Source organism: Marinicella sediminis (assembly GCF_002000055.1).
GTDB classification, from domain to species: Bacteria; Pseudomonadota; Gammaproteobacteria; order Xanthomonadales; family Marinicellaceae; genus Marinicella; species Marinicella sediminis.
In genome coordinates this window covers 114,724-138,511 of the sequence record NZ_MVBD01000004.1, presented here as the reverse complement: position 1 = coordinate 138,511, position 23,788 = coordinate 114,724, and the positions used below count along the sequence as shown (strand labels likewise).

The following is a 23,788-nucleotide window of genomic DNA, read 5'->3' as shown; positions in this document are numbered from 1 at the left end:
ATGAGCAATATAGAACAAATAGATTTTTCAACTTTAACTTGGGTGAAGACCGAGCTTGATGAAACATTGAATCGGGCCAAAGATGCTTTGCGGACCTATGTCGAAGATTCCGATGACACCAATCAACTTCAGTTTTGCATCACATATCTGCATCAGATACAAGGCACCCTGAAAATGGTTGAACTGTACGGTGCCTCAATGGTGGCTGAAGAAATGGAGGCGGTGGCCAAAGACCTTTTGAATGGCAAAGTCAAAGACGAGGACTCTGCCTATGACGTGCTCATGCAAAGCATATTACAATTACCGGATTACCTCGAGCGAATCGAACTTGGACACAAAGACGTGCCGATTGTACTGCTGCCACTGGTCAACGACCTCAGGGCTGTGCGAAGCCAGAAACTGTTGTCTGAAAGTGCGTTGTTTAACCCCAATCTTGATTTGGGTGTGCCCGATTCAGTGGTGGCCAACGATGTATCACTGAAAGGCAATCAACTGAGAACGGCGTTGATGAAAATCCGTTCTGTTTATCAGATTTCCCTGTTGAATTGGATCAAGCAAAATGATCCGGCCAAAGCGTTGAATAACATCAAGCTGGTGGTTTCGAAACTACAGATGATTCTGTCACCGATGTATCTTAAGCAGTTGTTCTGGACGTTTTCAGGAGTGCTTGAAGGATTGGAAGAAGGGGACATTGAGGACAATGTATCGCTCAAACAAATTGCCGGTAAAATTGATTTGTTGATTAAAGACATGGTCGAGGCCAGCGCCCACATCAAGTCCAACAGCCGGTCAATCACCAGAAACTTACTGTATTACATTGCCATCAGTGAAGCCAGCGGCAGCAAAGCCAATGAAATCAAAGAATTCTTTAGCCTCAGTCAATTCATTCCTGACGAAGATGACATCAAACATGCAGAGGGCAGCCTCTCTGGTAAAAACAAAGAATTGCTGCAAACTGTTTCAGATGCGATCAAAGATGATGTGTTGGTTGTGCAGGAGTCCCTTGACTTGTTCATCCGAAACAAAACCGCCAAAGTTGATCAGTTGTCACCATTGTTAGATAACCTGCATAATATTTCTGATACCCTGGGGATATTGGGCCTGGGTGTGGCCAGAGATTCGGTCAGCGAACATCATGAAAGTCTGAAAGGCTTGATTGAAGCCAATGAGCGACCTTCAGATGAGCACCTGTTGGACGTGGCACAAACACTCTTAAAAATTGAGTCTCAATTGGGAGATCACATTCAATCACTGGGTATCTCAGATGAGTTGGGTGGAGAGGAAGAAGGAAATATTCCAAAATCAGAAAAAAGAGCCATTCTGCAACAACTGGCCAAAGAGTCGATCATTAATCTGCAGCAAGTCAAAGCTAATTTTGTTGCTTTCATTGAGTCCCCCTGGGACAAGCTTCAGGTTGAAGACAACCCCCGTTTATTGAAAGACATATCAGGTGCTTTAAAAATATTGAATTTGTCAGATGCAGGTAACCACCTGGATGCCATCATCCATTATGTGAACAAAGACATTTTGGCTTCTGATTCAAAACCCTCCGCAAAAGAGCTGGAACAACTGGCCACGGTGATTTCATCTTTGGAATACTATCTTGAAAATCTGGATCAGGGACAAAGAATCAGAGAGAGCCTGTTGTCAGAAGTTGAAAAACAAATTCAGGCATTACAACAGCATGATGATCGTGAACCTGTTGCAGCGCCCGCTGAACCAGTCACAGATGAAGCCAGTGATGCAAAACTGGAAGACATTGAAGGCTCAGCTGCGGAAGCAGATGAAAGCGGATCAGATCAAACTGGTGATGCAGCCGAAGCCGATGACGCTGATGATGAAAGTGCTGACGCCGATGCTGAAGCAGAGCAAGAACCGGAAACTGCTACAGAGACCAAGTCACAACCGGCAATCGCTGAACAAATTGTGGTTGAATTTGGTGATGATGTTGACGATGAAATCAAAGAGGTATTCCAGGAGGAGTTCGAAGAAGAACTGGCTAACATGCAACAGCGTCATGTCGAATGGGTTAAAGATCCTGAAGCCAGCACCGATGCATTAACCGAAATCAGACGTATTTTCCATACCCTCAAGGGCAGTGGACGTCTGGTAGGTGCAGAAGCAATTGGCGAATTTGGTTGGCAGCTGGAAAACATGTGTAACCGTAAGCTGGAAAGTGCCATCAAAGATGATGAAGCATTTGACATGGTACTTGGTCAGGGTGTGGAAATGGCGGCCGGCTTATATCAGGCATTGCAGGATGAAAGCACGGTGCCTCACGGCTACAGTCTGTTGCTGAGTAATGCGGAAAATGTATCCAATGGCCGTGACCTGGAGGCCCCTGCATTGGATGATGACCTGGCAGGAACCGGTGAATTGGAGATCGAAGAAGCCACGGATGAAGCGGTAGAAGTGGCCGTTGAAGAAACTGCTGAAGATTCAGTTGAAGACTCAGCTGAAGACTCAATTGAAGTCACCCCAATGGAAGCTGAGGTACCTGAATTAACCCTCGAAGATCTTGATTTGGGTGAAGCAGAAGAAGTCAATATTGAAGCAGTCACAGACGAAAGTGATCAGGCAGTTGAGTTTGAAGAAGACCTTGAACTCGATTTTGATATGCCAGATGATTCTGACGATGAAGCCAGTGAAGAACTGGACACCCAGGAAACCGAGCCTGTCTCAGAACTGACCATGGATGATTTGTCAGATGATGATGCCCTGGACCTGGAAAGTGAATTGGAAGATATGGATCTCAGCGATTTTGAAGAAGAGGCTGGGTCCGTTGAAGCGGAGACTGAAGAAGCCAGTGAAATCCTGGATCTGGAAGACGAATTAGAAGTTGTTGAACTGGCAGATTTTGAAGAGGATGTGCCAGCTGAATCTGCTGAAGCAGGTATTGATCTGAGTGTAGATGAAGACCTTGATTTATCAGATTTTGCCGGCGACCTGGCGGAAGATGAGGCCGCAGAGGACAGTGATGATGTACAAGCCGAACTGTCTTCTGATGATGAGTTGTCTCTGGAAGATGAGTTGTCTCTGGAAGATGAGTTGTCTCTGGAAGATGAGTTGTCTCTGGAAGATGAGTTATCTCTGGAAGATGAGTTGTCTATTGAGGATGAAACATCAGATGAAAGCCTGGAAGCAGAGATTGATGACGCGACTGAAGAATCACTGACAGCATCAGACATGCCTCACTCCGAAGAGCACGCCTTGACCACAGAACCGGTCGATGAAAAGGACAGTGATGGTTTGGATATTGATCCGGTATTCATCGAGATCTTGCAAAAAGAAGTGGGTGGACACTTATCAGAGATGGATCGGTTCATTGCAGACAATATGGACGCGGATAAACCAAGTGTCAATGATGACTTTATCAGGGTGGTTCATACCCTCAATGGTGCAGCCAGCATGGCTTCTGTTGATGGCATCACCAAAATGACCACGCCACTGGAAAAAATGTCGATCCTGATGATGGATAAAAAACAGAGTTTATCTGGTCAGGATATTGAATACATTGAGCAGGTGATTCACCATGCCAAAAGCCAATTGAACCTGTTAGGCACAGGAACCATGCCTGTTGATGAGAGCATTGGCGAGTATTTCAATACCCGTATTACTGAGCTCAAGCAAATGGAAGCGCCAGGCATGAGCAGTGTTGATGCGGATGAGTCACTGGAAGACAGTGTGATTTCTGCAGAGTTGGAGTCCATCGCTGAAGTTGACCAGGCTGATGATGGCTTGCTGTTGGATGAAGCCGAAGCAGCTGAAGCCGAAGAAGCTGAAGCTGAAGCCGAAGCAGCTGAAGCTGAAGCCGAAGCAGCTGAAGCCGAAGCAGCTGAAGCCGAAGCAGCTGAAGCCGAAGAAGCCGAAGCCGAAGCAGCTGAAGCCGAAGCCGAAGCTGAAGCCGGAGCTGAAGCCGAAGCTGAAGCCGAAGCCGAAGCCGAAGCCGAAGCCGAAGCCGAAGCCGAAGCCGAAGCCGAAGCCGAAGCCGAAGCCGAAGCCGAAGCCGAAGCAGCTGAAGCAGTTGAAGCCGAAGAAGTAGAACAAGTCAATGCCTTGGCTGATATTCCTCAGGAGGAGCCTACCGCTGAGGAAGAAGCATCATACGAAGCTGATCTGGATGAAGAGTTGCTGGAAATATTCAGTGAGGAAGCCACTGAAATTTTTGACCGGGCAGATCATATGCTAGCTGAATTGGAGGAAAAACCAGACAGCGCAGAGATTATTCAAGCCTTACAAAGGGATCTGCATACCCTGAAAGGGGGAGCCAGAATGGCGGGATTGAATCAGATTGGCGATCTGTCACATCAACTGGAATCACTGTTTGAGTCGATCGCTGAAAACAAATCCAAGGTCACGCCAAATCAGCAGGAGTTAATGTCACAAGTCATGCATAAATTACATGGCATGGTGAACTCTGATGACTATGGGCAATTATCCAGTATTGAAACAGAAACCGGTCAGCTGGAAAGCATTCTTTCTGACGAGGGTGGCGAGATCAAAGAAAAATCCAAGCTGGATGAAGAGTTTTTTGACCCCCTCGCACAACGTGATGATGCCACTGAAGATGTGCCAACAGAACAAGCCGAACAATTTGTTGCCAAGAAGAAAGCCAACGTGCTGTCTGGTGGCCAGATTAAAGTAAATTCAGAATTGCTCGACAAACTGGTGAACTTTGCTGGTGAGGTGAGTATTTACCGGTCACGAATGGAGCAGCAATCGGCAGAATTGAAGCTGAACATTGATGAGCTTGAAAATACGGTTGAAAGGGTGCGTCGACAGCTGCGCGAGCTTGAGCATGAAACAGAAGCACAGATTATTTCCAACTATCAGGCAGAAGGTGATGAGTTGGAAGAAGATTTCGATCCACTTGAGCTTGATCAATTCTCAACCATACAACAATTGTCCAGATCTTTGTCAGAGTCGGTATCGGATTTAACCAATATTCAAACCTATTTACAGGAGTCGGCGCGATCATCAGAGACTTTATTGATCCAACAATCAAGGGTAAACACAGAATTGCAGGAAGGGTTGATGGAGACCCGATTGGTTACCTTCAATTCGCTGGTCCCACGATTAAGAAGGGTTTTGAGAACAGCCTCACAAGAATTGGATAAAAATGCCAAGCTGGTGGTCAAAGGTGCGGAAGGAGAAATGGATAAAACCGTTCTTGAAGGTATTCAGGCACCGCTGGAACACATGATCAGGAATGCCATGGTGCATGGTTTGGAAGCAGACCGCAAAAAAGCCGGAAAACCTGATCAGGGACAGGTTGTGATTGAACTGAGCCGGGAAGCCACTGAGGTGGTTGTAACGGTTAAAGACGATGGTGCAGGTATCAATGCCGATGTGCTGCGGAGAAAAGCAATTGAGCGCGGTATCATCAGCGAAGCTGATAATTTATCGGATAAAGACGTTACACAACTGATCACCCATTCAGGGCTTTCTGCTGCTGACCAGGTCACAAAACTGGCCGGTAGGGGGGTTGGTATGGATGTGGTCAACAACGAGATTAAACGGTTGGGTGGTAGCATTGAAATCATCTCAGAACCTGGCGTAGGATCTACTTTTGTGATTCGTCTGCCATATACCCTGGCATTGACCCAAGCCATCATTGTTCAGGTTGCTGATCACCGGTATGCCATTCCGGCATCTGGTGTGGAAGGCCTGATCAGGATGAACATTGATGAATTCAGAAGACGTATGCTTGAAGGTGATACCAGTTATGATTACGCCGGAGAAGAATACCATGTTCAGGAATTGAACAAATTACTGAATGTGGACTCAGAAGCGTTGGTCGAAGGTAATCAGGTACCGTTGGTGATGATTAAGTCAGGTGATCAGGGTGTGGCTCTGCGGGTAGACCAAACGTATGGAGGCCGCGAGATCGTGGTCAAGTCCGTAGGTACGCAGGTGGCCTCTGTACCCGGTATTTTCGGCGCCACCATCCTTGGTGATGGTGCTGTGGTTTTGATTCTGGACATCATTCCGATGCACCGGGCCTACGTACAGCGTCTGGCTAAGATGGAATCTGAAGGTATCGAAACTGAAGTGGTTGTTGAGGAAGACACAGCTCCAGTGATTATGGTGGTGGATGATTCGATCACCATGAGACGTGCTGGTGAGCGGATGTTGAGCAGAAATGAATTTGAAGTGATGACCGCTAAAGATGGATTGGATGCCCTGAATAAACTACAGGAACAGGTTCCTGATTTGATGTTGCTGGATATTGAGATGCCCAGAATGGATGGTTTCGAGTTGGCCACCAACATGAAGCAGTCTGATAAATTCAAGGATATTCCAATCATTATGATTACGTCACGTACCGGTCAGAAGCACAAAGACCGGGCTAAAGAGATTGGTGTCGATCGGTATTTAGGTAAACCTTATCAGGAATTGGAACTGTTGGAAAACATCAACGAGTTGTTGCAACTAGAAGATGCCTGATCAGCCAGTGATAGGGCTGATTCACATTGGTGAATCTCAGCCCTCAGCACAATTTCTGATCAATCAGTTGACGCACTCCGGGTATCAGGTAAAGCAATACCACCAGGATGAGTGCGATCAACTGGATGTTGAAATCAATGCATTCATACTGAACTTGTATGACAACGATGTAAACATCGATGATCTGATACATCGGCTTTCAGATCAAAATGTAAAGATTATTTTCAATGATGCACGCATTTCCAATGAATTGGTTGGCTGGAACAAAAACCGCTGGCTCCGACACGTGCTGCACAAGATAGATCAGGCCCATGACATATTGCCTCAACAGGTGGCTCAAAACTCATCCAGTTCCGGTGTTGATCTGACTGAGTTAGGAATTGAATCGGTGTGGATTTTGGCGGCATCGATAGGCGGTCCGGAATCCCTGATTCGGTTTTTTAAAACCTTATCAGGTGATGAGCCGATACTGTTCCTTGTGGTGCAACACATGGACAGTGAATTCAGTCACATGATGGAAAAGCAGTTAAATAAAAATGGGGTAATACCCGTGAAACTCGCTGAAAGCGGGATGCAGGTTGCTCCCAGTCAAGCCATTTTGATTCCGGTGGATGAAGCCATCATCATACATGAAGATGGAAACCTGGGTGTTAAAGACGTCAATCCCGACCGCATGTCAACCCCCTGCATTGATGATGTGTGCTTTGACATGTTGGAAAACCTGAGTCAGGTTAATATGGCTATTTTCAGCGGCATGGCCAAAGACGGAGTGAAAGGTGCCACCAATGTGTTTGAAAACGGTGGAAAAGTGATCACTCAATCTGCTGATAGTTGCGTGGTCTCAGCCATTGCTGAGGAAGTAAGGCGCTTAAACATGTCATTGTTTGACGGTGATCCGGAAAGCATGGCACAATATATAACAGAATCAACAAGTAAATAATAGGTGAGCCAAAATGTCCAATGAAATCCGAGCAGTACTGATTCCCATAGAGGAAGATCGAAAATTGTTGCTTCCCAATGCCATGGTAGCCGAAGTATTGGGTATGAGGACCATTGAAGAGCTGGACACCAATGAGCCCTGGGTGCTGGGTACAGTTTCCTGGCGTGGTTGGGACATTCCGCTGATTGACTTTGCGCAGTTGACCAATTCAGAAGCCAAAACACAGGTAGACAGTTCTAATAACCTGGCCGTACTGAAAAGCATCAACCGACCTGAAGACATGCCTTATTTTGCTGTGTTGTCACGAGGCATTCCAAAATTACAACTGGTATCAAGGGGTGATATGCAACTTCATGAAGAAAAGCAAATCAACCACAATGCCATTGCTTCTCTGGTATCAATTCATGATGAAATGGCTGATATTCCCAACATGAACTTTTTGGAATCAAACCTGATTGCACTGACTCAGCCGGCAGCCTGATCATTAACTGAAATCGCCATATAATGTGTGCAAGGCGCTCAATATGACAGGCGCCACCGTTTCTGTTCTTAATACCCTTTGGCCCAAAACCACACCGGTATAGCCAGCATCTCTGAAACGGTCAAGTTCAGTCGGTGAAAACCCGCCTTCCGGGCCAACAAATATCACCATGTTTTGTCGCAGCGTGGCTGGTAATTGATTGATTTTTGTTGTTGCAGTCGGCTCCAGGTATATGGCCTCACGGTTGTTTTGTGTGATTGCTTCCAAAGTAGTTACCGGTTGTATATGAAGCAGATCACTTCGCCCGGTTTGTTCACATGCGCTGATTGCCACTGCTTGCCAATGTTGTTGTTTCTTTTCATATTTGTGCGGTGGAATTTTCTGTGAGCAAAATTCACTGAGTACCGGAATCAATTGCTGGCACCCAAGTTCCGCTGCTTTTTGTACGGTGTAATCCATTCGGTCTGAACTGCTGATTCCTTGTACCAACGTGACTTGAAGTGATGAAGGTTGTGGTTGGTTACTGGTTGTTTGAATGCCTGATAGGGTCACATGATGTTTGCCAAGATCTGAGATGGTCCCCTGGTATTGCTGACCGTCCGGAGTAAAAAATTCAATGATGTGATTGATTTTGAGGCGTAAAACATTACGTATGTAATGGGCTTTAACGCCATCAATGGTGATCTCTTGTTCAGCATTGATGGTGGTTTCAGGTAAATATATTCTGGAAATTCTCATTGGCGATAGGATTCAAGGCCTGCATCTATTAAAATCGAATATAATCTTAACCGAAATTTGCTGAGACTGAGTGATGAAAACAACAAGCCCATCAAAAGCCACCCTGCCAGGTCTGCAATCTGGTTTCACCCTGATGGAAGTGCTGATCGTGGTAGTGATCATCAGTATTCTGGCCATCACTGTGGTGCCCCAATTCCTCGATGCACCCGATCAGGCCAGGGTATCTGCCACCAAAGCGGATATCAAAAACATTGAGACCGCGTTGAACATGTATAAACTGGATAATTACCAATATCCATCCACTGCACAGGGTTTACAAGCCCTTGTGCAAAAACCATCAGGTACCCCGGAAGCCAAAAACTGGAAGCCTGGGGGTTACTTGCAAAAGCTCAGCAATGACCAGTGGGGTAACCCATATCAATACCTCAATCCGGGCAATCACGGTGCCATTGACGTGTATTCATTAGGTGCAGATGGTCAACCCGGAGGTGAAGGTGTGAATGCGGACATTGGAAACTGGTAAAACCCGGCACAACGAATCAGGCTTTACCCTGATAGAAATGCTGCTGGTGGTGGTGATCATTGGCATCACTGCCTACATGGGTGTCAATCTGATTAACAGTCAGTCTGCCGAGCGAAACATCATGTCTGCTGCCGCTCGATTTCAGGCAGGTATTGAATATGTATGTGACCAGGCCATTTTAGAAAACCGGGCCTACGGCATTGAATTTACCCATGATGGTCAGTTTGTCATGCAACATCAGCACAATCAATGGGCCTGGCTTGAGGGGCAACAGCTGTTAACTGATTTAGCACAATTTCCGCACGCCATTTATATCAACGGTAGACCCATCAGCCTTAAACCTGATGTGGAACAACAACCACACCTGATTTGTCAGAGCGATGGCAGCCTCAGTCCTTTTGAATTAAGGGTTTGGATACCTGCTGAAAACCCCAGTGAAAACCAAACTGGAAACAGTTATTACAAGCTAAAAAATGATTCACCGTGGATCATTACCGGGGCCTGGCATGAAGCGTGAGGTGGCAGGTTTTACTTTACTTGAAGTGATGATGGCTTTGGTGATTGTCAGCATTGCGCTGGTGGCATTGGTGCAATCCAGTCAGGGTGGTGCCAACACCCTGGCACAGGCCAAAGAGAAAACTGCGGCATTGTTTATCGCCAATCAGGTGCTGATGAACGCTTACCGACAACCTTCACCTGCTACCGGCCAGATGCAGGGTGAACGGGCCTATCAGGATCGGCTTTATTTTTGGAAAATTGAGTGGCAGTCAACTGACAACGCCCGCATTCAACGACTTGAAGTTGAAGTTTCATTGCAGCGTGATTTTGACTATTTACAGGCACAACTCACTGGTTTTAAATCATCATGAGGATTCAGCATCAATCCGGCATGACATTGATAGAGCTGTTGATCGCCACAGGTATTTTGGCAGTGCTCGCCGGATTGGCATTCATCAGTCTGGATAACCTCATCCGGTCCAAACAAACCATTGATCAGCACAGCAAGCAGCTCAATCAATACAGACGGGTACTGTACATGTTGCAAGATGACCTGCAATTGGCTGTAACCAGTCAGCAATCAGCTACTTCACAAGCAGAATTTTTGGGTGAGCCCCAGCGCATCACACTGAATAAATACCAGGTGCCTCAGGCCACATCAATCCATGCTGAGCAGGCCCTGGGGCAGTTTCGTCAGCAATTGAGAACCATCAACTGGCAATTCATCAATGGAGCGCTATACCGCACTGATTCGCCAGCCCACAGTGCCGCACAAGTCAATGCCTTCGACGGGCAGAAAATGCTTGAATTAAACCGCTTTTATTGCGAATACAATAATGACGTAGGGCTTGGTGTATCTCGTTGGCCTGCCAGTCCTGCGCAGAACAGCCGGTTACCCGGCACTGTAATCTGTCAACTTGAGTTCAAAGACGGTACTTCCACCGAGTTGCTCGTCACACCATGGCAAAGCATATGGTAAGGCCAGGCAAATCAAAAGGAGTGGCCATGATGATGGCATTGGTGATGCTGGCCATTGCCAGTGGCCTGGCTGTGATGATGTGGTATGACAATCAGTTAAACGGAGCTCGGGTCAACAACTTGCAACAAGCCTATCAGGCCAGACATTATGCCCAGGGAATGATGCTTTGGGCCAGTGACTTACTGCGTGAAGACTATGCCCAGGATCAAACACCGCATGATCATAATGAGGATTTATGGCATCAGGGTATCAGGGGAATGGTGGTTGAGCATGCCATTCTCAGTGGTGAATTAACCGGACTCAATGATCGCTTTAACATCAATAACGTGTTCATCAATGGCCAGGTTTCAGAACCTCATGTGGCATATTTGCAAAGACTGTTACTGATCCTTGAGCTTGACATCACCCTGGCGGATAAGATTGTTGATTGGATTGATCCTGATCAGATACCCCGGCCAGGAGGTGCTGAGGATTTTATTTACCTGGCCAAATCACCGGGTTACCGGACTACCGGCAGGTATTTTCAGCACACCAGTGAATTGGGCTTGCTTGAAGGGGTCAGCGAGAGCGATTATCAGCTGTTGAGCAGACACCTGGTGGCACTGCCGCTGAACGGCAGTGTCAGCAGTAAAATGAATGTTAACACCATGAAGCCTCCATTGCTCAAAGCATTGAGTCCACTCATTACCAATGAGGTGGCTGTGCGTCTTTATCAAAACGGGACTGCCCGATTCACTGACATGAATGCTTTTTTTCAACATGAAGCGGTTCGCTTTGTGTTCTTCAAGACCGACAGCCAGCAGCCAATCCGTTTGCTGGCAGATGTCAAAACCACTGAATTAGAAGGTCAGTCTACGATACGGATGGGCAACAGTGTTTACCAAATGTATGCTTTACTCAGGCGCAATAACAGTGGTGCTGCGCGGGTGATTTCGCGGGCTGTGTCACCTTTTGATCCATTAAATTTGCTAGAATGATGTCCATGAAATTAGCCTTTTTAGCCAGCCAGACCAGTAAATCACAAAACTCATTGAAAGAGCTGGTCAGTTTGTATGGCCAACATAAGCCGGAAAACGCCGATGTGATTGTGGTTTTGGGTGGTGATGGTTTCATGCTGCAGTGCTTGCATCAATACATGCATCAATCTACACCGGTGTTTGGCTTGCGTCGGGGAACAGTGGGCTTTTTGATGAATGATTACTGCGTGGCAGACTTGCCAGAGCGAATTGGTCAGGCTCAGGACACCGTACTGCACCCTTTGTCCATGCAGGCTCACAAGGAAAATGGTGAGGTGATTGATTCGCTGGCCATCAATGAAGTGTCCCTGTTAAGACAAACCAAACAGTCTGCACACATAGCCATTAAAATCAACGGGCAGACCAAAATTGAAAACCTGGTAGGTGATGGAGTGATGGTGGCAACACCAGCAGGCAGTACTGCTTATAATCTGTCCGCCCATGGTCCGGTGATTCCGTTGGGCAGTGAAATTCTGGCCCTCACCCCAATCAGTCCCTTCAGACCGCGGCGCTGGCGTGGGGCGATCATTCCGTCACACGCGGAAGTAAGCTTTGACATCAGCAGCCCGGTTAAGAGACCAGTTTCTGCCACTGCCGATAACACCGAGGTCAGAAATGTGTTAAAAGTGGTGGTCAAAGAAGCTCGGCATATCAACATCCATGCGCTATATGATGCCAAGCATAACCTTGAAGATCGCATCATCAATGAGCAATTTTCGTGAGTAGACAACTGCCATGCTGACCATTGCCATTTCTTCCAGAACATTGTTTGACCTCCATGAGTCCCATCAGATCTACCTCAATCAGGGCCTGGAGGCCTATCGTCAGTACCAACTGAATCATGAGGAAGAACCATTGGGACCTGGCGTGGCATTTGCTTTGGTAAAAAAACTGCTCGACATCACCCATCCCAAAACGGCTGAACCTTTGGTCGAGGTGGTGTTGGTCTCCCGTAACAATGGCGACACCGGGTTGCGGATATTCAATTCAATTGAACACCATAACCTGAATATATCCAGAGCGGTATTCAGCAATGGTGGTTCGCCATATGATTACTTGCCTGCATTGGGTGTTGAGCTTTTTCTTTCTGCCCATCATGCCGATGTCATTGGAGCCATAGATGCAGGCCATGCAGCGGCTCATTTGATGACCCGCCCTTCGACTGGTTTACTGGATGGTCAGGTGCGCATAGCTTTTGATGGCGATGCGGTGCTGTTTTCAGATGAGTCTGAACAGATTTATCAGGCAGCCGGACTGGAAGCTTTTCGGAAAAATGAACACAGCAAGCGAAATGAACCCCTCAATCCGGGACCATTCAGCGCTTTTCTGAAGAAATTGCACGACCTGCAAAGTGTTTACCCTGCCGGAGAGGCGCCCATACGCACCGCTTTGGTAACCGCCAGATCAGCCCCTTCACATAAACGGGTTATCCTGACTTTAAGGGAGTGGGGCATCCGCATTGATGAAGCGCTGTTTCTTGGTGGACAGGACAAAGCCGAGTTTTTGAAATCATTCAAAGCAGATATCTTTTTCGAAGATCAGCTGACTTATGTACAATCTGCCTCTGAGCACACAGCCACTGGGCATGTGCCATATGGTATAACCAATAAAAAATAATCAAACGGAGTAAAGACCATGAAAAAATCAACCCTCGCACTTTGGCTGTTGCTGTTTGCGTTTAACAGTCTGGCCACCACTGTTAGATTCGAAACCAATGTAGGTGTCATTGACATTGAATTATACGATGCCGATGCCCCCATTACGGTGCAGAATTTTCTCAACTATGTAAACAGCGGTCGTTATGATGGTACTGCCATACACCGATCAGAACCTGGATTTGTGATTCAGGGTGGCGGATACATTTATGACGGCGGTTCGCAATTCACCACCGTTACCACCGATGCGCCAATCACCAACGAATCGGGTATCAGCAATACACTGGGTACCATTGCCATGGCCAGAACGTCGGACCCCAATAGCGCCACCAACCAGTGGTTCATCAATCTGAGCAATAACCCGGAACTGAATCCTTCTGGCAGCGATGAGGGTTATGCGGTGTTTGGTGAAGTCGTTCGGGGACTGGATGTGGTGAAAAACATTGAGTCATACCTTCGCATTAATTTTTCATCAAGCAACCTCGGTCAGGCAGTTAATGCGTTTCCGGTCTATGGACCATTCTCCGGATCTGCGGTGACGTTAAATAATGTGGTTCAAGTCAACCGGGCTTATGAGCTATCAGATGTGTTTCAGATCAATGCCGGTTTGTCGGGAGCCTGGTTTAATCCTGATACCAATGGGCAGGGTTTTTACCTTGAAGTATTGCCTTCGCTTGATACCATCATCATGGCCTGGTTTACCTTTGACACCGAGCAACCAGACGGGGCCGTGCCATCAACCATTGGTGCATCAGGTAACCGCTGGCTGACCGTGGCCGGTCAATTTGACGGCAATCAGTTTGCCGGAGACATCATCAAAACCAGTGGGGGCCTGTTTGATGACCCCACTTCTGTGATGCTTGAATTGGCGGGCAGCATTGCTGTCAGATTCGATGACTGTGGTCATGCGCTCATGTCATATTCATTGAATGAATCCGGACTGGTTAATGAATTTCCTTTACAAAGGATTTCCGGGTCAAACATTGAGTTTTGTGAGGAATTGGCCATCATCAATGCCCCCGGAGCAACCGTGACTGAATAGATCAGCGCAATGCTTCAATTCCACGGAGCCGGTCAGCCCGCCAGTTTTTACTGGCAAATTCAAGTAAGGCTGACTGGCTTTTTTGTGCCAGCTGCGGAATGGGTTGCTGCAACAGCCTGAGGGCGTGGCATGTGGTTTGAAAGGGGTCTTCCAAGGCCACTGGGCGGGCGTGATTCTGTTTGCTCAACTTGCGGCCATCATGATCCATCAGCACCGGGATGTGGGTGTAAACCGGGTGATTGAAGCCTAACAATTGTTGTATATACATCTGTCTGCCAGTGGAATCCAGGATGTCAATGCCCCGCACCACCTCAGTGATGCCCTGGTCAGCATCATCGACCACCACTGCCAGTTGGTAGGCAAATAACCGATCTTTTCGGCGCACCACAAAGTCGCCACTTTGTTTGGCCGGATGCTGTAATTGCGGGCCTTGTATCAGGTCATTGAACGCTTGATTATGATCCACGGTTTTCAGGCGCAGTGAGTGTGGTAAGCTCTTTGAGGGTGGGTGATTGAGACAGGTTCCTGGATACCGGCTTAATCCTTTGAGTTGTTTGCGGGTGCAAACACAAGGGTAGATCAAGTCTTGTTCACGCAGTTGTTTGAGGGCCTGTTGATAGGCGAATTGACGAGCCGGATCTGATTGGCGGATGATGGGTAGATCTGAATGCATACCAAAGCGGGCAAGGGCGTCAATGATGGCTTGTTCAGCACCATCAACGGTACGGGTTTCGTCAACGTCCTCTATCCTGATCAGCCATTCACCCTGCTGGCTCCTGGCCTGGCAGTAACTGGCAATGGCTGCCAGTAATGAACCCAGGTGCAATTCGCCACTGGGTGATGGGGCAAATCGACCGCGACAGGCGACACCCATGTTCAACGGCTTTGCTTATTCAACCTGAGCCATCTGGTCGCTGGGTTCAGCGATGAAGTTACCCTGGACAAAATTGACAGACATTTTCCACATGATGCTCATGGTGGCGGCATCTTCAATGAATTCACAAATGACCTGTTTACCCAGGTTGTGGGCTTTATCGACAATGTCTTTGACTTTGGTCTGATTCTCTTCGTTGTTTCCCAGGTCCTTCATGAATCCAGAATCCACTTTAAGCATATCAGCAGGAAAATGTTTGAGTATGCTGAATGAATTAAGGCCAGAGCCAAATTTTTCCACCACAATGTTGCAGTGAGTGGCTTTGATGGATTTGATGATGGGTTTCATTTGTGACGCGTAGGTCACCAGTTCGCTCTCTCTGACTTCAAAAGCCAGTTTATCACCAGATACACCTGAGCTTTTCAGTAATTTAGCCAGGTGACTTGGGAACGCAGGATCTGTCAGTGTTTGATGGGACATTTTCACAAACAGCATCACCGGATTGGCACTGGATTTGATGGCCTGTACGGCTTTATTCAATACCCAATGATCGATGTCGGTGATGAAACCATATTTGGAAGCCACCGGAATGAACTGCTGTGGAAAGATCAGGTTGTCATCTTCAGCTTTGAGCCTGATCAGCACTTCATAATGCTCTTTCTCTTCACCGTTGATGTTGACCACAGGTTGATAGTGCAATACAAAACGGTCTTTTTCCAGGCCATCAGTGATGCGGTCTATCCAGGCTTTACTGGCGGCCCGGGCTTGTTTTTCTTCTTCAGCTGGATCAAATACTTTGATCTGATTGCCGCCGGATTCCATGGCCTGGCTCAGTTGTTCAGTCAGGGTCTTGACGACCTCACTGACAGAGCCTGATTGTGGTGTGATCTGGGTGACAGAGATACTGATTGAACAGTTCACTGAGGTATCACCGGCGCTGAAAATTTGCTCACCGCACAATGATTTGAGCTTTTCTGCCACTTGTTCGGCTTTTTCAATGGAGGTTTTGATCTTAAGGATAAATGTGGTGTCTGAATATCGACAGTAATCCACATCGGGGCCAAGTTTCTTCTCCAGAAATTCAGCCATGCTGACGATGAATAAATCCAGATTGCCAATGCCGAGCTCTTTTTCGTGACGACTGGCTTCATCTATCCCCAGCATCATCAGGCTGTCCCCAGGCTTTTTGCTGGCTTCATCCAGCGCGCCGGATAACAACTCGCTGAAATAACTGCGGTTGTAAAACTTGGTCAACAGATCTTTGTTTTTGATTTCAAACAATTCTTTTTCAACTTCCGGATCTACAGAAGGGATGTTGATGATGAACTGTACACACTGTTCACCATTGATGGTGGCTTTTGAAACATTGATGATGCCATCAAATTTGCTGCCATCTGAAGTGATCAGTTTAAACTCAAGGTCCTTTTCAGGGAGGATGTTTTTGTTAATGTCCCTAAGGGTTTTTTTGGCTTTGTCCAGGTCTTCCTTGGCGATCATGTTCAAAAATGGAGTCACTTCGAGCTCTTCAAAATCGTCGTATTTGAACAGTTCCTGATAAGACTGATTGGAATAGACATGCATGCCATCATGAATGTAGGCAATGGCCTGCTTTGATGAATCTAACAACAGGTTGCAGCGTTTTTCAGTGCTTTTCAACTCTACGGCTAATTGGGCATTGAGTCGGCGGTCATGCAAGGCCCGCATTTCCCGTTGAATGACATGTTTCATGTGATCAGGTAATAACGGGGTGGCATAAGAGCTGGCCCCAGCTTCAATGGCTTCCTGAATCAGGTCCGGGTCAAAGCTTTCTAACAGGGCAATCAGCGGCAGGCTCAATCCCATGCGCTTCAGGTGATCTACCACCACCTGGCAGGGCAGGTCATTTTGCAACTGCTGGCACAACACCATGTCTATGGGTTTTCTTTCCAGAATACCAGTCAGCTCATCTTCTTCAAGACAGCGGGTTGGCCGCACCGCAATCTGGTAATTTCTCAGCAATGACAGGATGCGTTCAGCTTCTTCTTCAGATTGGTGAATGATCAGTAAATTGATGGAATTTTCAGATGCCAATGGCTTGCTCCTTGTTTTCTTCAAATCTGAACTGAGCCCCGGCTCAGCTCTTTACACACTCAAATGTTCGGTGACACACGGGGTTATTATAATGGCTATTTCAGGCGGTGAACAGGATAACATGCCATTGGCCCTTATATTGGGTTGCCGGTCACACTTATCTGCCAGAGAATTCGCCCCCAAAAGCCTTGGTGTCTGGGTTTGTTTAGCGGTGATTGATGTGTTAACAATTGTGATCATTAACCACTCAGCGGGGTTTTGGCCAATTCTCCGGGGATCTCCTGAACCCATTTGGGTAACAAATAGCCGGGCAGCAGCTGCCTGAGTTGTTGATAAATGTCATGGGCCTGATTTTGTGGTACTTCAAAGTGGCCGGCATTACTGACCCGGTCAAACTGATGCAGGTAGTACGGCATGATGCGATGTCTGAACAGTGCATGTGACAGTTCAGCAAGGGCTTGGGCTGAATCATTGACGCCTTTAAGCAACACACTTTGATTCAACAGGGTAAAACCAGCTTGACGCAACTGAGCGATGGCGTGGCCGGCAGCAGGGCTCAGCTCACCGGCATGATTGATGTGCAGCACCATGACCTTATTGAGTGACAGTTTACGGGTCCATTGTTGCCATGACTGATCAATGCGCTCAGGCATGACCACCGGTATGCGGCTATGAAACCGCAGGGTTTTGATGTGATGAATGTCTTCCAGTTGTGTGGTCAGCCCCTGAAGTGTGTCGTCTTGCAGGGTCAGCGGATCACCGCCGCTGAGGATCACTTCATGAATGCTGTTGTCTCCAGCAAGGTAGTTGATTGCCGCCTGCCAATTATGGCGGGGCGCGTATTGCTGCCCATATGCAAAGTGTCTGCGAAAACAATAACGGCAATTGACTGCGCAGCTGCCACTGGCAATCAGCAGCACCCTGCCATGGTATTTGTGAATCACACCTGTGGCCTGAGTGGCTGCCACATCACCCACCGGGTCATGGCTCAGCGAAGTTGCATCGATGAGTTCGTCTTTTGCCGGGATGAATTGTCTGAGTAAAGGGTCGTTGTCATCTGTCCAGTCAATCTGCTGATCCATCTGGGGACTGATGACCGGAGCAAACAGCCGGGCGGCGTCAGGGTTGTACTGTGGGTGTTTGTCAAGTCGTTCGCTGCCCTTGCCGGAAAGTGCCGTTTTCAGGGATTGTTGCCAGGAGTTGCTTGCCATGTGATGCGGGTTATACAAAGCGCCGGATTTTACCACAGTCCGGGTTCGGGTCCGGGATCAGGGCGATTTAACCGCCCTAGCTGAGGTATTCATTATTGCCGGGAGGTGCTGAAATGCAGTGTGGCTGTGCTATAATTGCCGCTTTTTTCTGTCAGGAGACATCATGTCAACATACAGCACCAATCAGTTCAAAAACGGATTAAAAATTTTAATTGATGGCGACCCATTCAGCATCGTTGATAACCAAGTGGTCAAACCAGGTAAGGGGCAGGCTTTTAACCGCGTAAAAATGCGTAATCTGAAGACCGGTCGGGTGATAGACAAGACATTCAAATCCACTGAGAAAGTGGATGCGGCAGATGTGATGGAAAAAGAAATGCAGTACCTGTATTCTGATGGTGAATTCTATCACTTCATGGATCAGGAAACCTTTGAGCAGTTTGCTGCCAGTCAGGCCGCTGTCGGCGACAATGCCAAATGGCTGAAGGAAGAAGATGTGTGTATGATTACGTTGTGGAACAATGATCCGCTGCTGGTTGATCCACCCAATTTTGTCGAGCTGAAAATCACCGAAACTGATCCGGGTGTGCGCGGTGACACATCGGGTGGTGGCAGTAAACCGGCGACCCTTGAGACGGGTGCAGTGGTCAATGTACCCCTGTTTGTCCCAGAAGGAGAGGTGATCAAGGTGGACACCCGTTCCGGTGAATACGTGGGTCGTGTAAAACAATAATGAGCGACGCCTCTGGCTGGCGTTGTCTTGGCCCGTTGCAGCGATTGCGGCAACGGGCTTTTTTGTGCGCACAAATCCGTTCCTTTTTTGCCGCACGGTCAGTGACTGAAGTGGTCACCCCGGTGCTATCTGCAGCTGGTAATACCGATGTGCAGATTGAAGTGTTCAGCAGTGATGGCCTCCATGCAGAGCAATCAGGATCATACCTCAGAACCTCGCCTGAATTTTTTCATAAACGTCTGCTGGCCAGTGGCAGTGGCGATATTTTTGAAATTGCCCAGGTCTTTCGCAAGGCTGAACTGTCGCCATTGCACAATCCGGAATTCACCATGCTTGAGTGGTATCGTTTGGGTTTTCAGTGGTCTTCACTGGCGGCTGAAGTGACAGAACTGATCAACGTCCTGAGGGCCGCTTTTGAATTGCCTGTGATGCAAGTCTGCTCCCTCAGTTATCAGCAATTGTTTGTGAATCTGATTGGGCTGGACCCATTTGCCATTGATGAGGATGGGCTGAATGAGGTGGCCATTGCTCATGGTTATCATGGGGCAGCGATGGAACGGGTCACCGCTCTGGATTTTTTATTCGCCATTGCTGTAGAGCCCAGGCTGGAGCATGATCAGGGCTATCTGATTCATGATTTTCCGATTGAGCAGGCCGCACTGGCAGCCCCGCATCCTGAATACCCGGATCGCTGTTTGCGCTTTGAATTTCTTTGGGGTGGGGTGGAGCTGGCCAATGGCTATCAGGAACTGACAGATGCCACAGAACAGCGCCGGCGGTTCGAACGGGACAACCAATCCAGGCTGCAATCAGGCAAACCAACCTTGCCCGTGGATGAACATTTGCTGGCTGCCATCGATGCTGGATTGCCGGCTTGTTCAGGGGTGGCCCTGGGGGTGGATCGTTTGCTGATGTGTTTGCTTGACTGTGATTCCATCCACCAGGTCATGCCATTTAACGCAGGCAACAGCTGATCCTTTACAGCCACCAGGCAGAGACGCTGGCAATGATCACAGCGCCAGTCAGATTCAGGGTAAATCCCTGCTTGATCATGGCTTTGATTGGGACTTGTTCTGAACCATACACAATGGCATTAGGTGCAGTGGCAACGGGCAGCATGAATGCACAGCTGGCACTGATGGCCGCCGGAATCATGATCTTCATTGGGTCAATTTCCATGGCCTGAGCTGCGGAAAATAAAATGGGCATGATGATTGCCGTGGTGGCGGTGTTGCTGGTGATTTCGGTGAGAAAGGTGATGCTGAAACAGATCACCAGGATAACCCAAAAAATATGTGCTTGCTGCAAAAACATCAGTTGATCAGCCAGCAGGGCACTTAAACCAGTCGCCTTAAACCCCGCGGCAATGACCATACCACCTGAAAATAACAGCAAAACGCCCCAGGGTATGGTATTGGCGGTTTTCCAGGTCAGCAATTTGCCACCTTTACCATCAGGCACCATGAACATCAGTACCACGCCCAGCAACGCCACCGAGGCGTCGTTGGCATTGGGTAATTCCAGCCAGCTTTTCCAGCCGCCAAATGGTGCAGTCCGGGTTACCCACAATATGGCGGTGATCAAAAACACCAGCAGGGTGCGTTGTTGTGCTGTGGTGATCCGCTTTGCTGTCAAATCGAGGTCATGTGAAAACGGGGTGTTGGAACGGATTTGCCTGCTGAGTATCCATACCATCAGCGGGAAAAACAGCAGCACTGCCGGAGCCACCTGACTCATCCACTCAACAAATCCAATTTCTGTGCCGGTTCCAGCCTGATAGTTTTGAATCATGATCAGGTTGGGCGGGGTGCCGATGGGAGTCATGGTGCCACCGATGCTGGCTGAATAAGCGATACCTATCAGTAACATAATGGCAAATTGCCGATCCTGATTGAAACTGATCACCGCCATGGCGATGGGTAACAGCATCAGGGTGGTTGCGGTGTTGGAAATCCACATGCTGAGTAGAAAAGCGGTAACCATGAAGCCCAAAATGATCTTGGTCGGACTGTCGGTGCCAATGGCGGACAACACTTTATGGGCAAGCAACTGGTGGGTGTGGCTGTGAGCCATGGCAGTTGAGAGCAAGAAGCCACCCATCAGTAAAATGATCAGCGGACTGCCGTAAGCCTGAGCGACTTCAGTGGGGGTGATGATGCCCAGCAATGGAAACAGTGCGATGGGTAGCAAAGAGGCCACTGGTATGGGCAGCCATTCGGTGACCCAAAGTATGGCTGTGGTGCTGGTGATTAACAAGGTAATGTACTGTGGATAGTCAATCAGATCAAACAGATAAAGCAGGGTCAGCGAAGCCCACGCGGTGAAAAAAGTAACAATTTTTTTGGCAATCATTGATTCGATACTGTGGCGTATGTTTTTGGGGAAAATATTAATGTTTTTTTAATAATTCAGCTTGTAATTTTACCCGAATAAAATTTATGATGTTAGGGATTATTAATTTGGGGACACAAATGAAACTAAAACCAATCCTTCTCACTTTAACGTCCATTGTTTTGTTGCAGGCATGTAGCAGCAGCAGCAATTCACCACGTGCGGTTGATGCCGGTCCGGCAACCAATCCAGGCGGTGGTGTGGTTACAGGCGTTATAGAGGCCATTTTTAACCCGGCCTCAGGCGATCCGACCCAGGTGCCTGTGCCAACCAATCTGTTCCTTTCGGGAACCACTGATCTGACCATGAATATCCCGGTGGCTGACCCCACAGATTTCTCTGATCCGTTGGTGGCCATTAACGCCCTGGATGGATTCAGTACAGTGGCTCCCTGGTCGACCAATTTTTCAGTGCCAGTGGCTGCCGGTTCAGTTCAGGGCAGCGTCAAAGTTTATCAGGTGACCCTCAGTGGTCCTGGCGGTGGCGTGGTTGCTGTCAACAATGAATTGGTATTTGGCGTGGATTTTGTTGCTGCTGCGAATGGCAGCAGTGTGGCCATTGTCCCCATTAAACCGTTGCAGCAATTGACCTCTTACATGGCGGTCATCACCAATGGCATCACCGATGCCGACGGTAATGCGGCGACCCCATCCCAAACTTACTTTCTGTCAAAACGGACGTCGCCATTGGTTGATGCCGCCGGCAACAGTACTGACCCACTGGTTGATGATGCCACTGCACGAGCCCTTGAGCCTTTGCGCCAGTTGACCAACTCACAGGAAGCAGCAGCTGCTTCACAAGGCATCGATCCTGCCAACATTGTGTTGTCCTGGACCGTGACCACACAGTCCATTACTCCGGTACTCTCAGCCGTCAAAGCCATCTCAGGACCGGGTGCAACCACCCTGGCTCCATCTGGATTGACCACCGCTGCAGTGGGTGGATTCGGTTTGGCTGATATCTACATCGGCGTGATGGAATCACCTTATTACCTGTCAGCCCCCAGCGCAGCCAACCCAGTGGCTCCGTTGAATCAATTCTGGAAAGCGGCTCCTGGCGCCTACCAGCCGCCATTTGATGCACTGGGACTGGATCCTACTTCCACCAACCTGACCTTTGCTAATCCGATTCCTGTGCCAACACAGATGTTGAACCTGCCGGTTTTGATGACCGTCCCCAATGCAGCATCTGGCGTAAGCAAGCCTCCTGAAGGCTGGCCAATCATGATTTTCCAGCATGGCATCACACGAAACCGTTCAGACATGTTGGCGGTGGCTGATACCATGGCATCCATTGGCTTTGCAGTTGTGGCGATTGATTTGGCCATGCATGGCATCACAGATACCAGCAATCCGTTGTACATTGAGAATACGCCGTTCGCACCATTGGCCAGTGAGCGTACATTTGACGTTGATTACGTCAACAACGCCACCGGAGCCCCTGGCCCAGACGGTGTGATTGATGATTCAGCGGCACATTTCATCAACCTGGCTAACTTGTTGGTTTCCAGAGACAACACCAGACAAGGTATTGCAGATTTGTTCACCCTGACAGAATCCATTCCGTTTATGGACATTGATGGTGATTCAGCTGGTGACTTCAACGAAGCCAACATCACTTTTGCTGGCCAGTCACTGGGTGCCATCACTGGTACTGGTTTCCTGGCTTTTGGACCAAACGTACAAAGTGCTGTTTTATCAGCGCCAGGTGGCGGAATCGCCAACCTGCTGATTGGCTCACCCACCTTTGGTCCCCGCATTATTGGCGGTCTGGCCGCAGCAGGTGTTGAGCAAGGTACCACCGCATTCAACTTGTTTGTGCTGGCTACCCAGACGGCTGTAGATGCTGCTGATCCAATAAATCTCGCGGCCAATGCCACACTACTGAATAATGTACTGGTACATGAAATCCTGGGTGATCAGGTGGTTACCAACACCGTGCCAGGCGCACCTTTATCAGGAACAGAGCCATTGATGGCCGCCATGGGACTGACCTTTTATTCAGAATCAGCCTTCAATCCGGAAGGTCTCGATGCGGGTGTTCGGTTCACTGCCGGAGACCACGGCAGTTTGTTGAGTCCGGCTGCTTCTCCTGAAGCCACAGCTGAAATGCAGTCTCAGATGGCTGCCTTCCAGGCCACCGGTGGTACGACCTTGAATATCACCAACACCGATGTGGTTCAATAAGGAG

General features: G+C 48.3%; 19 protein-coding genes. 14 read left to right on the top strand and 5 right to left on the bottom strand.

All coding sequences use genetic code 11. The features are described 5' to 3' along the window. From B0475_RS07005 to B0475_RS06995, 3 genes are read left to right on the top strand one after another with little or no spacing between them, the layout of a single operon-like run. Entirely contained in the window at window positions 1-6,447 is a 6,447-nt protein-coding gene (locus B0475_RS07005) for an Hpt domain-containing protein (RefSeq protein WP_077411088.1), read from the top strand. Then, a complete protein-coding gene (locus tag B0475_RS07000) occupies window positions 6,440-7,387 on the top strand; it encodes a chemotaxis protein CheB (protein WP_077411085.1) in 948 nt (315 codons plus the stop codon). Before B0475_RS07005 ends, B0475_RS07000 begins: the two co-directional genes overlap by 8 nt. Before the next feature lie 13 nt (window positions 7,388-7,400). Beyond that, window positions 7,401-7,868 carry a chemotaxis protein CheW gene (locus B0475_RS06995; RefSeq protein WP_077411083.1) on the top strand — a complete coding sequence of 156 codons (468 nt, stop codon included), beginning with the start codon at window positions 7,401-7,403 and terminating at the stop codon, window positions 7,866-7,868. A 3-nt stretch (window positions 7,869-7,871) separates the two neighbouring features. On the opposite strand, the gene B0475_RS06990 is transcribed toward B0475_RS06995, so the two are convergent. Continuing rightward, a complete protein-coding gene (locus B0475_RS06990; protein WP_077411081.1) occupies window positions 7,872-8,606 on the bottom strand; it encodes a 16S rRNA (uracil(1498)-N(3))-methyltransferase in 735 nt (244 codons plus the stop codon). Between the two features lie 73 nt (window positions 8,607-8,679). Between B0475_RS06990 and gspG the strand changes: the two genes are divergently transcribed. Genes gspG through B0475_RS06950 form a run of 8 tightly spaced genes read left to right on the top strand, consistent with a single transcriptional unit; the run spans window position 8,680 to window position 14,319 of the window. Further along, complete coding sequence (gspG, locus tag B0475_RS06985) at window positions 8,680-9,129, top strand: type II secretion system major pseudopilin GspG (protein WP_077411080.1); 450 nt, start codon at window positions 8,680-8,682, stop codon at window positions 9,127-9,129. Next, a complete protein-coding gene (gspH, locus tag B0475_RS06980; protein WP_077411079.1) occupies window positions 9,107-9,646 on the top strand; it encodes a type II secretion system minor pseudopilin GspH in 540 nt (179 codons plus the stop codon). The genes gspG and gspH overlap by 23 nt, the downstream gene beginning before the upstream one ends. After that, the gene (gene gspI, locus B0475_RS06975; RefSeq protein WP_157892763.1) at window positions 9,636-9,998 is read left to right on the top strand and encodes a type II secretion system minor pseudopilin GspI; all 363 of its coding nucleotides are present in this window, start codon (window positions 9,636-9,638) and stop codon (window positions 9,996-9,998) included. Before gspH ends, gspI begins: the two co-directional genes overlap by 11 nt. Further along, the gene (locus tag B0475_RS06970; protein ID WP_077411075.1) at window positions 9,995-10,606 is read left to right on the top strand and encodes a PulJ/GspJ family protein; all 612 of its coding nucleotides are present in this window, start codon (window positions 9,995-9,997) and stop codon (window positions 10,604-10,606) included. Before gspI ends, B0475_RS06970 begins: the two co-directional genes overlap by 4 nt. 26 nt (window positions 10,607-10,632) lie before the next feature. Beyond that, window positions 10,633-11,583, top strand: coding sequence for a type II secretion system minor pseudopilin GspK (gene gspK / locus B0475_RS06965; RefSeq protein ID WP_157892761.1), 951 nt, complete (start codon window positions 10,633-10,635; stop codon window positions 11,581-11,583). A gap of 5 nt (window positions 11,584-11,588) precedes the next feature. Beyond that, on the top strand, window positions 11,589-12,344 hold the full coding sequence (locus B0475_RS06960; protein ID WP_198538157.1) for an NAD kinase: 756 nt from the start codon (window positions 11,589-11,591) through the stop codon (window positions 12,342-12,344). A gap of 13 nt (window positions 12,345-12,357) precedes the next feature. Then, window positions 12,358-13,239: a 5'-nucleotidase gene (locus B0475_RS06955; protein WP_077411066.1), complete on the top strand. Its 882-nt coding sequence runs from the start codon at window positions 12,358-12,360 to the stop codon at window positions 13,237-13,239. A gap of 18 nt (window positions 13,240-13,257) precedes the next feature. Further along, window positions 13,258-14,319 (top strand): peptidylprolyl isomerase, encoded by a 1,062-nt coding sequence (locus B0475_RS06950; RefSeq protein ID WP_077411065.1) that lies wholly within the window; start codon window positions 13,258-13,260, stop codon window positions 14,317-14,319. 1 nt (window position 14,320) lies between these two features. Here the strand turns inward: B0475_RS06950 and gluQRS are convergent, their stop codons facing one another. The 3 genes from gluQRS to epmB all read right to left on the bottom strand — a co-directional run bounded on the left by gluQRS (window position 14,321) and on the right by epmB (window position 18,474). Continuing rightward, window positions 14,321-15,193, bottom strand: coding sequence for a tRNA glutamyl-Q(34) synthetase GluQRS (gene gluQRS / locus B0475_RS06945; RefSeq protein ID WP_077411064.1), 873 nt, complete (start codon window positions 15,191-15,193; stop codon window positions 14,321-14,323). Window positions 15,194-15,208: 15 nt separating this feature from the next. Continuing rightward, a complete protein-coding gene (locus B0475_RS06940) occupies window positions 15,209-17,263 on the bottom strand; it encodes an EAL domain-containing protein (RefSeq protein WP_077411062.1) in 2,055 nt (684 codons plus the stop codon). 239 nt (window positions 17,264-17,502) lie between these two features. Continuing rightward, window positions 17,503-18,474, bottom strand: coding sequence for an EF-P beta-lysylation protein EpmB (gene epmB / locus B0475_RS06935; protein ID WP_077411060.1), 972 nt, complete (start codon window positions 18,472-18,474; stop codon window positions 17,503-17,505). 163 nt (window positions 18,475-18,637) lie between these two features. On the opposite strand from epmB, the gene efp reads away from it, so the two are divergent. Together efp and epmA are read left to right on the top strand one after the other, a co-directional pair. Continuing rightward, window positions 18,638-19,207 (top strand): elongation factor P, encoded by a 570-nt coding sequence (gene efp / locus B0475_RS06930; protein ID WP_077411058.1) that lies wholly within the window; start codon window positions 18,638-18,640, stop codon window positions 19,205-19,207. Continuing rightward, the gene (epmA, locus tag B0475_RS06925) at window positions 19,207-20,181 is read left to right on the top strand and encodes an EF-P lysine aminoacylase EpmA (protein ID WP_077411056.1); all 975 of its coding nucleotides are present in this window, start codon (window positions 19,207-19,209) and stop codon (window positions 20,179-20,181) included. Before efp ends, epmA begins: the two co-directional genes overlap by 1 nt. A 4-nt stretch (window positions 20,182-20,185) precedes the next feature. Here the strand turns inward: epmA and B0475_RS06920 are convergent, their stop codons facing one another. Further along, window positions 20,186-21,559 (bottom strand): SLC13 family permease, encoded by a 1,374-nt coding sequence (locus tag B0475_RS06920; protein WP_077411055.1) that lies wholly within the window; start codon window positions 21,557-21,559, stop codon window positions 20,186-20,188. A 119-nt stretch (window positions 21,560-21,678) separates the two neighbouring features. On the opposite strand from B0475_RS06920, the gene B0475_RS06915 reads away from it, so the two are divergent. After that, entirely contained in the window at window positions 21,679-23,784 is a 2,106-nt protein-coding gene (locus B0475_RS06915) for an Ig-like domain-containing protein (protein ID WP_157892760.1), read from the top strand. Window positions 23,785-23,788: the final 4 nt, after the last annotated feature.

Excerpts from the sequence above, each read along its gene's own strand:
- B0475_RS07000 (WP_077411085.1), top strand. The coding sequence starts at position 6,440 with ATGCCTGATCAGCCAGTGATAGGGCTGATTCACATTGGTGAATCTCAG.
- B0475_RS06950 (WP_077411065.1), top strand. The coding sequence starts at position 13,258 with ATGAAAAAATCAACCCTCGCACTTTGGCTGTTGCTGTTTGCGTTTAAC.
- B0475_RS06995 (WP_077411083.1), top strand. The coding sequence starts at position 7,401 with ATGTCCAATGAAATCCGAGCAGTACTGATTCCCATAGAGGAAGATCGA.
- B0475_RS06955 (WP_077411066.1), top strand. The coding sequence starts at position 12,358 with ATGCTGACCATTGCCATTTCTTCCAGAACATTGTTTGACCTCCATGAG.
- epmB (WP_077411060.1), bottom strand. The coding sequence starts at position 18,474 with ATGGCAAGCAACTCCTGGCAACAATCCCTGAAAACGGCACTTTCCGGC.
- B0475_RS06970 (WP_077411075.1), top strand. The coding sequence starts at position 9,995 with ATGAGGATTCAGCATCAATCCGGCATGACATTGATAGAGCTGTTGATC.
- gspI (WP_157892763.1), top strand. The coding sequence starts at position 9,636 with ATGAAGCGTGAGGTGGCAGGTTTTACTTTACTTGAAGTGATGATGGCT.
- B0475_RS06915 (WP_157892760.1), top strand. The coding sequence starts at position 21,679 with ATGAAACTAAAACCAATCCTTCTCACTTTAACGTCCATTGTTTTGTTG.
- B0475_RS06920 (WP_077411055.1), bottom strand. The coding sequence starts at position 21,559 with ATGATTGCCAAAAAAATTGTTACTTTTTTCACCGCGTGGGCTTCGCTG.
- B0475_RS06960 (WP_198538157.1), top strand. The coding sequence starts at position 11,589 with ATGAAATTAGCCTTTTTAGCCAGCCAGACCAGTAAATCACAAAACTCA.
- efp (WP_077411058.1), top strand. The coding sequence starts at position 18,638 with ATGTCAACATACAGCACCAATCAGTTCAAAAACGGATTAAAAATTTTA.
- gspG (WP_077411080.1), top strand. The coding sequence starts at position 8,680 with ATGAAAACAACAAGCCCATCAAAAGCCACCCTGCCAGGTCTGCAATCT.
- gspK (WP_157892761.1), top strand. The coding sequence starts at position 10,633 with ATGATGATGGCATTGGTGATGCTGGCCATTGCCAGTGGCCTGGCTGTG.
- B0475_RS07005 (WP_077411088.1), top strand. The coding sequence starts at position 1 with ATGAGCAATATAGAACAAATAGATTTTTCAACTTTAACTTGGGTGAAG.
- gspH (WP_077411079.1), top strand. The coding sequence starts at position 9,107 with ATGCGGACATTGGAAACTGGTAAAACCCGGCACAACGAATCAGGCTTT.
- B0475_RS06990 (WP_077411081.1), bottom strand. The coding sequence starts at position 8,606 with ATGAGAATTTCCAGAATATATTTACCTGAAACCACCATCAATGCTGAA.
- epmA (WP_077411056.1), top strand. The coding sequence starts at position 19,207 with ATGAGCGACGCCTCTGGCTGGCGTTGTCTTGGCCCGTTGCAGCGATTG.
- gluQRS (WP_077411064.1), bottom strand. The coding sequence starts at position 15,193 with ATGGGTGTCGCCTGTCGCGGTCGATTTGCCCCATCACCCAGTGGCGAA.